At 30.8% G+C, this 14,831-nt stretch carries 12 protein-coding genes; all 12 read right to left on the bottom strand.

Annotated features, from left to right (window positions below; genetic code table 11):
- Positions 1-75: 75 nt before the first annotated feature.
- Positions 76-1,995, bottom strand: a complete 1,920-nt coding sequence (locus tag ACWJJ7_RS14035; RefSeq protein ID WP_462962631.1) for a hypothetical protein — start codon at positions 1,993-1,995, stop codon at positions 76-78.
- Between the two features lies 1 nt (position 1,996).
- Positions 1,997-3,088 carry a glycosyltransferase gene (locus ACWJJ7_RS14030; protein WP_462962630.1) on the bottom strand — a complete coding sequence of 364 codons (1,092 nt, stop codon included), beginning with the start codon at positions 3,086-3,088 and terminating at the stop codon, positions 1,997-1,999.
- A gap of 189 nt (positions 3,089-3,277) precedes the next feature.
- The gene (locus tag ACWJJ7_RS14025; RefSeq protein WP_462962629.1) at positions 3,278-4,657 is read right to left on the bottom strand and encodes an oligosaccharide flippase family protein; all 1,380 of its coding nucleotides are present in this window, start codon (positions 4,655-4,657) and stop codon (positions 3,278-3,280) included.
- A 38-nt stretch (positions 4,658-4,695) separates the two neighbouring features.
- Entirely contained in the window at positions 4,696-5,745 is a 1,050-nt protein-coding gene (locus ACWJJ7_RS14020; protein ID WP_462962628.1) for an alcohol dehydrogenase catalytic domain-containing protein, read from the bottom strand.
- Entirely contained in the window at positions 5,745-6,455 is a 711-nt protein-coding gene (gene ispD / locus ACWJJ7_RS14015; protein WP_165413774.1) for a 2-C-methyl-D-erythritol 4-phosphate cytidylyltransferase, read from the bottom strand. The genes ACWJJ7_RS14020 and ispD overlap by 1 nt, the downstream gene beginning before the upstream one ends.
- 12 nt (positions 6,456-6,467) lie before the next feature.
- The gene (locus tag ACWJJ7_RS14010; protein WP_462962627.1) at positions 6,468-7,547 is read right to left on the bottom strand and encodes a CDP-glycerol glycerophosphotransferase family protein; all 1,080 of its coding nucleotides are present in this window, start codon (positions 7,545-7,547) and stop codon (positions 6,468-6,470) included.
- Complete coding sequence (locus ACWJJ7_RS14005; protein WP_462962626.1) at positions 7,544-8,953, bottom strand: O-antigen ligase family protein; 1,410 nt, start codon at positions 8,951-8,953, stop codon at positions 7,544-7,546. Before ACWJJ7_RS14005 ends, ACWJJ7_RS14010 begins: the two co-directional genes overlap by 4 nt.
- Positions 8,954-9,015: 62 nt before the next feature.
- Positions 9,016-10,143 carry a glycosyltransferase gene (locus tag ACWJJ7_RS14000; protein ID WP_462962625.1) on the bottom strand — a complete coding sequence of 376 codons (1,128 nt, stop codon included), beginning with the start codon at positions 10,141-10,143 and terminating at the stop codon, positions 9,016-9,018.
- A 73-nt stretch (positions 10,144-10,216) separates the two neighbouring features.
- The gene (gene wecB, locus ACWJJ7_RS13995) at positions 10,217-11,341 is read right to left on the bottom strand and encodes a non-hydrolyzing UDP-N-acetylglucosamine 2-epimerase (RefSeq protein WP_462962624.1); all 1,125 of its coding nucleotides are present in this window, start codon (positions 11,339-11,341) and stop codon (positions 10,217-10,219) included.
- Between the two features lie 5 nt (positions 11,342-11,346).
- Positions 11,347-12,456, bottom strand: a complete 1,110-nt coding sequence (locus tag ACWJJ7_RS13990) for a capsular polysaccharide biosynthesis protein CapF (protein WP_462962623.1) — start codon at positions 12,454-12,456, stop codon at positions 11,347-11,349.
- An 82-nt stretch (positions 12,457-12,538) separates the two neighbouring features.
- Positions 12,539-13,555: a polysaccharide biosynthesis protein gene (locus ACWJJ7_RS13985; protein WP_462962622.1), complete on the bottom strand. Its 1,017-nt coding sequence runs from the start codon at positions 13,553-13,555 to the stop codon at positions 12,539-12,541.
- On the bottom strand, positions 13,548-14,792 hold the full coding sequence (locus ACWJJ7_RS13980; RefSeq protein ID WP_462962621.1) for a glycosyltransferase family 4 protein: 1,245 nt from the start codon (positions 14,790-14,792) through the stop codon (positions 13,548-13,550). Before ACWJJ7_RS13980 ends, ACWJJ7_RS13985 begins: the two co-directional genes overlap by 8 nt.
- Between the last annotated feature and the right edge of the window lie 39 nt (positions 14,793-14,831).

Below are 14,831 nucleotides of genomic sequence, written 5' to 3'. Positions count from 1 at the left end.
CCATAAAAATTTTATATTTATATAGAAGTGGGAGACTTGCCTTCTGAAATGTCGTTAAAATACAACTGAAAACTTCTATTTCACCTTTTCAAGAACACATTTATTTTTACTTTTGTTAACATAATACAAAGTATTATTTTTAATGGATTTATTCCCACCTTCAAAAATTTCTCCATAAGTTTTGTTAAACCCATCATTGGTTTTAAATATATAAACGTAGGTATACTCATTTTTCAGTTTTTCTGCCCACTCTTTTGCACTTATGTCTTTAGTCCAAATATCACCCTTATAATATGGCATGCCAAGACTCCAACTATCTGGGCTCAAATTTGTTTTTATTGGTGTTATATTGTATCTACTCACCCAAAAATCAAAACCATTAGTTGCAACAGAAATAAAATACAATTTATCAGTTTTAGGGTTTACTACCTTTTTTACTTTTGTTATAGGCGCATATGGTGCACGCGTCGCTATTGAAGTCCTTATATTGTAGGGCGCGAGTATCGTATAATTAATAACTGGAGTTACTTTTATGATGAGTAGTAATGATAATAATATGATAATAGAACATGATGGTTTATATTTATTACCTGCCGCCTTCTCTTTTAAACATATAGTTACAACAAAGAAGATTAAGACTCCTAAAAGATATGTACTTGTATACCTTGAATAAGAAGCTAAATTAGTAGCTTCATATTCTGAGTATGTAAAGACATATAATATTAGTAAAGAGAAAGTGTACATAACTCCTCCTACAAATATACTCTTAGTAGCTACTGCATAACGGCCTTTTTCATCCTCATTACAAGAAAAATGAATTAGTATAATAAAAATTGATATTAATAATACCATCCAAGTCATAAATGATATTTTAATCGTATAATCAGTTAAAAAAGACTCAAAAATTGCAGTGAAGAAATTTTTTATTGTTACCATTTGATAACGTGGTGCATTTCCAGTAAATAAATCTTTAAAATTTTGCAGTCCAATTTCACTTGTATTCCAAGCTTCATTTGTTTTAGTGGTTTTAAGATATAGCGTCCATGAATATTTTGATGCTAAAGCAAAAAATATAGGACACAAAACTAGTACAGTTCTTTTAAAAGTATTAATTTTATTATTTTGTTTAACATCGCAGCTCCGCAGGAGATGATTTAACTCCTGTCTTTGCGAAAATAAAAGATCCACCGCAATTACTATAATAGCTATGATGGCGAGCCCAAATCCTGAAGCTTTTGTAAGTGTTAATACAGATAATGCTAAACTTATATTAAGAATTTTAAAGGTGCTCATTTTGTTTGAATAATAGCTTATGAGAACATAAGCAAACATAACTCCAAGTATAGCGTCCACCATTATATTATTGTAAAAGTCCTGGAAGAATGCCAAAGGGAGTATTAATATCAAAACAAATCTTATAGCTATCCTTGAAAAATCTTTCCATTTTACATTACTAAATATAGGAATCATTAATGAAAAGTATAATATATTCATAGCCCTATATAAGTTACCCTCCGTAAAATCTCCAGATAATTTCACCCAGAAGTATTGCAGTAATGCCGTTGCAGGAGGATACCCTCTAAACATGGTAGTTGCATCTGGATGATTACCAAGAGCATCAAATATGTACATATTTCTAACTACAGTTCCCCAATGTGAAAATTCATCCCAAGATGTAAGCATTCTTCCTCTTTGTGCCCACCATGCTAATCCAAAGAATACAGCAAATGCTACAAGACCAGGAGTCAAAATATTTTCTTTAAACATTTGTCTTTTGGTGTAAATACTGTAGATGCAAAAGAACATACCAATTATTCCAATTGCAATTACAACATATACTCCAACATTTAGCATACTAAGCATTCCAAATAAGTATAAAATAAGAATTATTACAAAAATCCAAAATGGAAGCGTTTGTTCAATTTTTTTATTGAATTTAATGGAAATCATAGCGGCGCCAAAACATACCACTGCAAATATTAATACTAAATACATATTATAATTCCTCCGAAACGCATGTTTTCTTAAACACCCATTCTTTTTGAACTTTATAGCTAGCAAGTGACAGAATACCATCTATTACAACTTTGAGAACAACCGCTGAGCGCCCAAAAATATGATAAGCAGCCGATACACTTACCCCAGACACTAACATAAGAGTTAAGCATAATATGTAATATCTAACTAATACTAATTTATCAAAAGACTTATGTTTAAATACTGCATTTTTATTTACATTGTAATTAAAGAAGGAAGACATAATTCTTGCACCAATAGTTGCTAATAAAATGAAATACTTTGGTGTTATGCTATGAAAAAGTTTTGTAAACATTGAAAATAACAAAATGTCTAAACCAAAAGATAAAAATGATGATGATATAAACTTAAAGAAAACCCCATAAATTTTCATTGAATCTACTATTGGATTAAAATGAGATGATTTATTCTCTTCTATATAAATCGTATCAATGCACACTTCATCAATATCAATATCTTGATTTTTACATTCAAGTAGCATATTGGTCTCATATTCAAATCTTTCTCCATGAACACTCATTAAATCCAGTGCAAACTCCGATGAAATCGCTCTTAAACCCGTTTGTGTATCGCTTACTTTTATTCCGGCTAAAAACCCAAACATTTTTCTAGTCATTATGTTTCCAAACCTACTCCTAAAAGGAATATTTGATTTTGAAAAGTTTCTAGACCCCAATATAAGCTTGTCAGGGTTCTCTATTAGCTTTTGTGAAACTTTTATAATATCATTAATGTTGTGCTGACCATCAGCATCAGCTGTAACAATCCCAACGCATTCCGGGCAATTGTTCAGAAAATAATTAAATCCTGTTTTAAGTGCTCTACCTTTTCCCATATTTACAGCATGAACTAAGATTTGGCATTGCATCATAAGCCCTAATTCATTAAAAATTGGTTTATACTCCTCACTACTGCCATCATCCACTATGCTAATATTTGTAAATCCTGCTTTTATAAGATTACTTACTAAAGTTATCAGTTTATTATCTGGGTTAAAGGCTGGTATCAAAATCGAGATATTCTTTAGTATATCTGATTTGCCTTCATTCACTACGCATCCCCTCCTTATAAGTGTTTATATTAGGATTATGCCCAAATAACTTTATAACAAACAAAAAGACTACCGAAATACATTATTATGCATTTCGGTAGTCTTTTTCTTTCATATAGTTCACACAGTGGCTATGAATTATATTATAAATTTTCTATTTCAAGTTCGTTTGCAAGCCATGCTGACGAATTATACTCTGTTATTCTTTTTTCTATTAGCAATCATTGAAAATATGTCTTTCATATCAGCATTAAATAAAATGCATTCTGTAATCATCATACTGATAATAAACATAAATGCTTTGATTAATGATGGAATAGGAATTATCCTAATAATTTTATAGCAAAACAAATATACTATAAAATGTATTATCTCATTTTTGTGTATTTCAAGGCCCTTAAAGTCAAATGAAGAATATACATACCATACAACTAAAGTAACAAGTGTAGCGTATGCAATCATTACGGGATCCTTTAATACGTATGTCGCAAATGCATTTAATATAAATGCTAATGCTACCATTTTAGAGGCTACAATTAAATACTCCTTGCCCCTTTTTCCTACTTTATAAAGATTTGCATATAAAACATTTGTTAAAGTAATAAATGGTATACCAATTATTAATATTCCTAACACTTCTAATGATGGTATATATTCTTTTAGGAAGTTCTTTACTATAAATTCCAACACAAAATAACCAGCAGGTGCAAAACTACATATTAATATAATGTATTTTTTAACATTTGAGACGACTTTCGCATCTCCCTTACTTCTTGCTAGATAAGGATAAAACAAAACTGTGATTGAATTTATTAAAACTATAAATAAGCTTAGCATAGATACCGCAAAAGAATAAAATGCGAAATCATTATCTGTGAATTTCATCATAACAAACCATCTATCCAAAGTAACAAATAGAAGACTTATAGCGTTTGCTATCATTATAGTAAAACCCATACTTGTTATGGATTTTATTTCTGAGCGTTCTATTTTTTCTGCTTTTTTTGTTGAGAAAATAATTAACGCTCCACTAACAATTGCTAAAACTATATTTCCAATAACTTGAATCTGCATATACAAAATTGGTGATTTTATAATTAATATAACTGCAAGAATAGATGTTAAATTCACTATATTTTGCACTATTCTTATTACTACATATTTGTTAAACTCACCTGTCGCTCTATATAATAGAGAAACAAATAACACAACCTGAAACGGTAATATATAAAATACAAAGTACCTAAACGCCATATCTTTTATAAAAAATATTGAAACGATAAATAAAATAGCTACTGCAACCATTACAATCTTTAGCATAACATAGAAATAGCCTTTTATTTTTTCTTTTTTTATGTCTGTTATATTTTTACCACCCAATATTAAATACATTCCATCTGAGAATCCAAAATGAAGCATTCCTGCATATGTGATATATAACGTAAATGTTTTTAGATAACCATAGGATTGTATATCAAGAACCTTTGGTATCAGTAATCCATTCAATATACCAATCAATATCCCAAAGCACTCTACAAATATTACTCTTACTGATTTTTTTATATTCATTTAATTTCCTCTTCGCTTTATAATTTTAAATTTAAAAATTAAAATTTGAAATTCATAATGTGTTTTCCAAGTGCCCTATTTTCTGATTCTGATTCGAATACTCTATAATAATCTTTAATTCCATATATGGGTGCTACCTCTAAAATCAATTTTGAAATATCCGATCTAAAGTCAGGTTTTTTAAGTAACTCTGCTGCAAATTTAAAATCTTCTACATTGCTTCTTGTAATTCCATAAAATGCCAATCCTTTTTCTAATATCTTTCGGGTATTAATTTTTATGGGATTCTCTGATACACCTGTTAACACCATTTTGGATCCTGGAAGTATTGAGTTAATAATCTCATCAATTCCACTCTCAGACGCAGCGCCACCTATACATTCAAATGCAACATTAATTTTGCTTTTCTTAATATTTGAATCATTTGAAAGGTAAGTTTGTACACCAACAAATTTATCTAATTTTTCTTTGTTATGGCCTATCACTATAATGGGACCATTGTGTATCTGCTTTAATACGCTGCATATTATATACCCGAGGATGCCATCACCCCAAACAGCTATAACGTCATCCGGTTTTAATACTATTCTACGAATTGCTGTATTTGCCACAGAAATTAGTTCTGAGAACACAGCAATATTTGAATCAATATTATCCTCTATCTTTACAAGATTTCCTGCGGGATATGCAATATAATCCTTAGAAAATCCATTGTAACTACTTGAGGCAAATAATGCTTTAGGGCAGTAGTTTTCTCCTAATCTTTTATCACTAGATAAAGCAATATCAAAATCATCTTGTTTATCTTTTGGAATCATTATATTTGGAACTAGTGCAACTTTATCTCCCTTATTAAAGGAGTTTGTAGGATCTTTCACTACAGTACCTACAGCTTCATGAATCAAATTTATTGGATATTTTAAGTTAAGTGTTCGCTCATCACGGCTGCCAAGGTAATACCTTAAATCAGCTTTACATATAGCTGCTGTTTCAATCTTTACCACTACATGTCCTGTACACACTTCTAAATCCTCTATATAAATTTCAAATCTCTTAGATTGAACTATTTTAAATCCTCGCGTTAACATTATATTCTCTCCAGTTTACTCATTTTAATTATGGACTTTAATAAAAGTAAATCTTCCATTGTAGTAATCTTAAAATTGAGTTTATCTCCATTTACTAGATGAACTTTTTCCCCATAATTTAATACTACCCTACAGTCATCAGTAGAGTCTTGAAGTTTCGATTTTGCCGCACTTTTATGAGCATCCATTATAGTCGAGTATTTAAAACTTTGAGGAGTTTGACCTAGATATAACTCTTTTCTCACTGGAATAGACGATATAGTACTGTCGTCACTACTTTGAATTATAGTATCAGTAGCAGGGATAACAGTGTCTACGGCGCCGTATTCTTTAGCCCCTTCAATATTATCACCTATTATTCTATGAGAAATTAGTGGCCTTGCAGCATCATGAATAACTACAATATCATCAGATGTTACATCCTCTTCAATTGCCTTAAGCCCTGCTAAAACGGATTCCTGCCTTGTTTCTCCACCATCCACTATCCATTTCACTTTATTAAGTTCGAACTTTCTAGTCCATATCTTTATATCCTCATGCCATTCTTTAAGGCAAACAACAGCTATTGCATCTATTTGTTCATGTATATCAAATGCTTCGATTGTATGCACAACTATTGGTTTACCATATATATCAATAAACTGCTTAGGTTGATCAACTATACCCATTCTAGTACCTTTTCCACCGGCAAGTATAATAGCAATATTCATAATATCTACCTCCTATTTTTTATCTACAAGATCTAATATTAAATCCCACACTCTTTTGCAGCTATTCCCATCCAAGTAATGGTAGAAGTTCTTTTGAGCAGCTTCTCTAATGGCTATATATTCATCCTTCTGATTCGTACTTTTTATGTAAGTCATTAAATTATCAATGCATTTTATTTTAGGACCAGGAGTATCTACATAGCTACTAAAATCTATAGCAAGTCCTCGTTTTTCTTCATACTGCTCTATGTCATATGGCAAGAAACAAATTGGTCTATTTAACACTAAATAATCCACATAGATTGAACTATAATCAGTAAGTAACATGTCCGTTACTGCTAGTATGCTTTGAGTAGATAATTCATCTTCAAATTTTATAGTTACTATATTTTTCATATTATCAAAGATTTTATCATCTATGAGTCGCTCTAAATGGTGAGGCCGATAAATCATTTTCCAGTTGCGCTGTCCCATAAACTTATCAAACTTTATCCAGTCCTCTTCAGTAATTGGGAAAGCTTTTTCTATTTCGTAACCTCTCCAAGTTGGACAAAATAACAGAATTTTCTTTCCGCAAGTATTATGTTTTAAGTCGAACTTATCTCTACATTCACAAATGTATTCTTTGTCAAACAACATATCATTTCTTGGTAATCCCAGTGGCATATAATTTGGAAGAGCACACTTATCAAGTTCTGTAGATCTTAAAAAATAAGTGCTATCTCTTTCCGATAGTGTTACAACATTTTTTATTCTAGTTCTAATGCCCTTATAGATATCCATTTTTGTTTTATCATTTACTTCATTATTTCCTGGAGATTTTTTGGTTCCATAACCATGGCTCATAAACACACCATTTTGAGCTTTCCAAAATACACTAGTTGTAGAATCAGAAATAACAACAGTATATTTTTTCAAAAGTTCACTTGCTCGTATAAAATAATGTAGAAGTTTATTATTTTTATACTTATAAAAACTACTATATTCTATTATAATATCAGTTCGAGTAGGTTTTATATTCTTCAAATAATAATTGTGTAATGCTTTTATATTATCTTCAGTTTGAGATGTTAATAATATTCTCTTTTTCAAAGTTTTTCTCCCACCTTATAGTAGTGGTCTGCCACTGATGCGATGCCAAGGCAGAACCACATAATATATGTTGCTTGGAAATTTAAAAGTATAAATGACTGTATCAAACTTATAAATGCTGCTGACACAATAGGAAGAATGCAACAAATTCGCAATTGCATTGGAATATTCTTTAATTTCACTACTACATAATAACAAGCAGAAAATAAACCTGCTAAGTATAATATTAATCCTACTAGTCCCCATCCCATCCAAGTTTCAAGTATGAAATTATGGGCAGGTCGTGGTGCTTTGTTTGCATTGGCTATTTGTTCCTGCATAGGTGTTAATTCTTTTTTTGGTTCTATCTTTTTCGTAGATGTTTTCTCTTTTATAGGTGGTTGCTCCGTAGTTGGTGTTTGTACCTGAGTTTTAGTGGGTATTTCCTTATATGCTACTGCAAATGTACCAGCTCCCAAAATAGGATTCTTTTTTATTGCAGTCCATGCTTTTGTCCAAAATATACCACGTATTTTATCACTAGCTTCAGCAGTTTCGAGTCCACTTTCTTCTTGATCTTCAGATTTTGGTTGTGTTAGTGCTGGTATCTTAGTTACAATAAAAGAAAATGATCTATATACATTAGTACGTGATTTCATAAAGTTTACTGATGCAGAAATTATAGTAACAACAACACATGCCATAATAAATAATATGATCTTCTTCCACGAACACCATTTAAAACCAAATACTAATAAAAATGATACTGTTAGTACTCCTCCCATAACTACCCATCCTGAGCGTCCTCCGGAAAGAAATGCAAAAACCATACTTATTCCCATATTTGTATATGCAATTGGTGCAATCCATGATGGTAGTCTTTTTTCTTTGCTTTCTTTTATTGCCCATACTGTAAAAGAAATAAACATAATACATATATACATATATATATTAATATTATCTAAAAACTTTAATTTTCGAATATCTGAAAATCTAAAACAATCGATTAATTCCATTATATTTAATGCAGAATAAAGAACTATTATTACACTTAAAAGTTGGTTTACTTTTGGTTTATATTCATCAATTAGAAAAAATACAGATGAACCAAGTATTAATGATCTTATTGGCCATATTGTATCCTTGAATGGTAAATGTAGTATAATACGCGCACCAAATAGTATAACGAAATATATACCAAATCCAAACAATACCCTAAATACTTTTTTTGATAACACTGGGAAAATATAATTACGCTTATATAATCCACGATAAATAAACAAATAAAGAAAAAATCCTATTGCGATTATTTCTGATAAGGCAATGCTCACAGTTCCCATTGGAAATAATACTATAGTACCTATTATTAATAGGCAGACAAGTTCGATAACCCAAAAACGTTTGTTAAATGATAAAAAAAAGCTCATACTTTTGTTCTCCTTTATTGCTTTATTGCTTTATAGCTTTAAGATTATATTTTTAATTTTTCTTATAAATGTTCTCTTAACAAATCATATACTGATTCATAATCTTTTGAAGAATTATATGTATAATGGTGTTTTTCATCTATATAATTACTTAAATTATATATCTGTTCTGCCCAGTCGTTTTCATTATTATATTTTAAAAATGTAGCTCCTGTATATCGGCCCATAATTTCCCTTGAAAAACTTGTATCCGAACAAATTATCTTTTTACCTAATGATGATGCTTCTAGTAATGGTAGTCCAAAAGTCTCAATATAACTAGGGAATATAACACAATTACATTTATTATAATACTCAACAACTTCAGAAGGTTTTATGGCTCCTAAAAAGATTATATTTTCAAGTGAATTATCAATTACTTTTTTCACATCGACTTTTGGTAGTTCATCAATCTTTATAGTAAAATATACTCTTAATTTCGAATAATAATCTGGGTTCTCATTTTTTATTTTAATCAAACTATCAATTATAATACGATGATTTTTATAAATATATGGAGAAGCAGGATAAAATAATATAATATTGACCTTATCTTTTGTACTTACCTCATCTTGCTTTAATTCAATCTCTGGAAGTGTTACTTTAGGCGGAATTACTTTAACATGTTTTTTATCCAAAGAAAATCTTTCAACCACCTTATCTTTAAGCCACGTTTGTTGAACTATTAAGATAGTATCTTCATTAATGAATCGTTTTATAAAAAAAGGGTAAATGTTTTTATATAACCAACATATTCTTTCCTCTTTCTTCCAAACTCTCCACTTATATTGAGTTTCAAACGGCAATGGTTGATGAAGGTAAATAATTTGCAAGGTACTCTTTTGATATTTAACACTGGTATTTTGCAATGATAAAATTATATCAGCATAAATATTATTATCAGCAGACCATTTTTGTACCCCTCTAAAATCCCATAATATTCTATCCCATCGCTTCCTGCTTTTTTTACCTTTTATTGTATTTATAATTTTTATATTATTTCTTTCAAATTCATCTAAATCAATAGACGTAAAAACATAATATAAATTTGTATTATCTTTTTGTGAGATGTCAGTTAGTACGCTTTTTAGTATAGTTAAAGCTCCGCCATACTCTGCTGCTGTTACATTTATAAAAATCGTTTTTGCCATCTTATTCTCCTCTATTCGTTAAATAATCAGTGCAACTCATAATTATTTTGACCATCCTTATCTTAATTACTTATTACTTCCTCCATATAAACCTGTTTATGACGCTTGTATACCCTTGAATAATATTAACAACCTTCATACCAACATTAATATCTGTATAATCATGAGCTTTCACAGTTTTTTCTCCTAATGATTTTTGCATAGTTATTATTTCAATAGCTTGAGTTATGCTATCAGAAGTTATTCCACCAAGTATTACTGAACCTTTGTCAATTGCTTCTGGTCTTTCTGTGCTTGTTCTTATTGAAACTCCTGGAAATTCCATAATGTTAGTTTCTTCAGCGAGTGATCCACTATCAGATAAAACGCAGAATGAATCCTTTTGAAGTTTATTGTAATCATAAAACCCAAATGGTTTTAATTGTTTTATATTTTTATGAAACACTATTCCTTTTTCTTCAATTCTTTTCCAGCTTCTTGGGTGTGTTGAATAGATAACTGGCATATCATAAGTTTCTGCTATTGCATTCAGTGCGTCCGTTATACTCTTAAAGTTTTCTTCATTATCTATGTTTTCTTCTCGATGAGCACTTACCAAAATATATTTACCTTTTTCAAGTCCTAATGTTTCTAGTACTTTACTTTCATCAATTTTTTCCATATATCTATGGAAAACTTCTGGAAGTGGTGAGCCAGTAACAAAAGTATATTCCTTTCTCATTCCTTCTGATAACAAATATCTTCTCGCATGCTCTGTATATGCCATATTAACATCACTTGTAACGTCAACTATTTTTCTATTTATTTCTTCAGGTACATTTTGATCAAAACATCTGTTTCCTGCTTCCATATGGAATACAGGAATTTTTAATCTTTTAGCAGCGATAACACTAAGGCAACTGTTTGTATCCCCAAGTATTACTAATGCATCTGGTTTTTCCTTAACTAATATTTTATAACTCTCGGCTATTATGTTACCCATAGTTTCTCCAAGATTGCTTCCTACAACTCCTAAAAAGTAATTTGGTTCTCTAAGCTCTAGCTCTTTAAAGAAAACATCATTAAGTGTATAGTCCCAATTTTGACCTGTATGTACAAGAATATGATCAAAATATCTGTCGCAAGATTTTATAACTTCTGATAGTCTTATTATTTCAGGTCTTGTTCCTAGTATTGTCATTACCTTAAGTTTTTTCATAATTTCTATACCTCCAAGTGAAATGTGTCTGGTTTTTTTGGATCAAAGCATTCATTAACCCACATTATTGTCACTAAATCGTTCTCACCAATATTTACAATAGAGTGAGTGTATCCTGTAGGAATATCTACTACTTCTAGTTTATCTGCATTAACTTTATATTCAATTATTTTATCTGTTCCTATCTTTCTAAATCTAATAACTCCTTCACCGCTAACTACCATAAACTTTTCGTTTTTAGTATGATGCCAATGATCACCCTTTGTTATTCCAGGTTTGGATACATTTACCGAAACTTGTCCATTTTCAGCTGTTCTAATAAATTCCGTAAAAGATCCTCTGTTATCTTTATTCATTTTTAAGTCATAAGAAAATTTATCTTCTGGTAAAAAGCTTAAGTAAGTACTATAAAGCTTTTTAGTAAGTTCATCACCCATATTAGGCACACTTAAGTCAGATCTGCTTTCCTTAAAACTTCTTATCCTTTGCGCAAGGTCCCCTAGTTTAATATTATGCACAATAGGTACATAACAATATTCGTCTTTTTTGCTTTCCATGTTTTCTAATGCTCTAATAAATTCATCTAATACATCATCTATATAACATAAATCTAAATCAGCATCTGAATTTGATATCTGTATTTCTATGCCTCTTGCAATATTATAACAGAAGGTAGCTACTACAGTATTATAATTAGGTCTACTCCATTTACCAAATAAATTTGGTAATCTATAAACCAGTACCTTTGCCCCAGTTTCTTTATTGTAAGCAAATAATAAATCTTCGCCTGCCTTTTTGCTGATGCCATAAGGATTCTCTTTTTCTGCTTGCACAGAGGATGTTATAAGCACCGGTGCTTTATTATTATTTTTTTTAAGAAGATCAAGAAGCACTGATGTAAATCCAAAATTACCTTCCATAAATTCATGCTCGTCCTTTGGACGATTAACTCCGGCAAGATGAAAAACAAATTCACATTCCTTAGTGTATTTTTCAAGAAGTGATTCATCAGTTCCTAGATCATATTCAAATATATCTGTATAACCTTTATTTTTAAGTTCTGCTATAATGTTTTTTCCTACAAATCCTTTTGCGCCAGTAACAAGTATTTTCATATTTACCTCACATTTCGTCTGTTTTATTTAAACAATTCCACAATACTAAGTATTAATACCTAATATTGTGGACTTCACTAATTTAAGAATTGGTTTTTAATTCTTCTTGTATATAATCAAGTTTAAGTAACTTTTCTTTTATCTGCTCTACATTAAGAATTGCAGTGTTTTGAGAGTTATATTCTTGCTCTGTGGATAGTTTTATATCGCCTTCAACAAAATATTTATCGTAGTTAAGATCTCTTTTATCTGCTGGAACTCTGAAAAATCCCCCCATGTCCTGAGCAACTACAAACTCTTCTTTTGTAAGAAGTGTTTCGTATAGCTTTTCTCCATGACGAGTACCTATAATTTTAACTTCATTTTTCGAATTGAATAATTCACCCACTGCTTGTGCTAAATCTCGTATTGTTGATGAATCAGATTTTTGAACCATTATGTCGCCTGCCTGAGCATTTTTGAATGCAAATATTACAAGTTCCACAGCCTCATCGAGGCTCATAAGGAACCTAGTCATATTAGGATCTGTTACAGTTAAACACTCTCCATTCTTTATCTGCTCAATAAATAGTGGAATTACTGAACCACGTGATGCCATAACATTTCCATATCTAGTACCACAAATAAGTGTCCTATCCGGAGATACTGTTTTAGCTTTAGCCACAAATACTTTTTCCATCATAGCCTTTGAAATACCCATAGCATTTATTGGATATGCTGCTTTGTCAGTGGAAAGACATATTACTTTTTTGACTCCATACTCAATTGCTGCTGTAAGCACATTATCTGTTCCTATTACATTAGTTTTTACCGCTTCAAGAGGGAAAAACTCACAAGATGGAACTTGTTTTAAAGCAGCTGCGTGGAATATATAATCTACTCCATGCATAGCATTTTTTACAGAAGCTATGTCCCGTACATCACCTATGTAGAATTTAATTTTATCATTTTTATATAATTTTCTCATATCATCTTGTTTCTTTTCGTCCCTTGAGAATATACGAATTTCTGCTATATCTGTATCAAGAAATCTTTTCATTACAGCATTCCCGAAAGAACCTGTTCCTCCTGTAATTAATAATGTTTTACCTTTAAACATGATATATCTCCTCCAATAATAAATTTTTTATAAAATATTTATCTATCCTATTTAACAATTCTTGCTTGTTAAAATTATTATCATAGTAATTTCTTGCATTTATCCCGAGCTTTGTTAATTGCTCTTGTGATTCATTAGATAACTCTATTATCATATCTGAGAGTATCTGTGCATCGGAAGCAAGGCCACAAACACCTGAATTTGATTCTTTTATTATTTTATCAGTCTCACCATTGGCTGACGCGATAATCGGTATACCACAAGCCATATATGACTGTAGTTTAGCCGGAATAGTCATTGAAAACAGTGGACCACCTGTTAAGCACAGGAAAGCGGCGTCACTTGCTGCCATAAATTGTGGAATCCGGGTTCCAGGTTGTTTTGGAATGAAATTAAACATGTCGTCCAACTCACCTTTACGTACAAGCTGCATTAATTCTTCTTTATATCTGCCATCTCCAATAATGTTAAACCGGATTTTTTTATTTATATTTTTCTCTTTTATAAGTGTTGCAGCTTTTGGCAATATATCTAGCCCTTGTGCATTGCCAATATTACCAGCAAAAGTTATATTAAATGCATCATCATTTGGAATTTCTTCAATGCTTGCTTTCTCAAGTGGCACATAAAAATCTTCTGCATATTGTGGCCAGTACTCTATCTTATCTAGTGCAACGCCACGATTGTGTATTGACTTCACAAAACTATTTGATGTGGTGAAAATATGTGTACAACCAGAATATATATGGTCAACCATCTTACCTATAGCCCCAATAATATATTTGTTAGTTATGCCTGTAATTATTTCAACATTTTCAGGCCAAAGATCTTGAACATACAAGTAACATGGGATCTTTCTCTTTTTAGCATACCATACACCAGGCAAAGCTTGTGTCATGGGTGATACTTCAAATATAAATACATAATCAGCTTTTATTTTTGTGAACATCTTCCAAAAGAACCCGGATACAACAAATGACAAATAGTTTAAAGCAAGCATTATTGAGCTCTTTCCTCTAGGTATTAGTGGTATCCTTATTATCTCAATACCATTATACATTTCTTTTCGCTTCTTAAACAGTCCATACCCCTCGTAATACTCACCTTTGGGATAATTAGGTATTCCAGTTATAACTGTTACTTTATATCCCCTCTTAACCCACTCTGTGCAAATATCATTTATACGAAATTGTTCAGGGTAAAAATATTGCGCTATAACTAAAATGTGTTTTTTCATCTCATTACCCCCCTTCTTTAGTATTTCTATTTTCCCACA

This window comes from Clostridium sp. CM042 (assembly GCF_055080995.1).
This window is presented reverse-complemented; position numbering and strand designations above follow the sequence as displayed.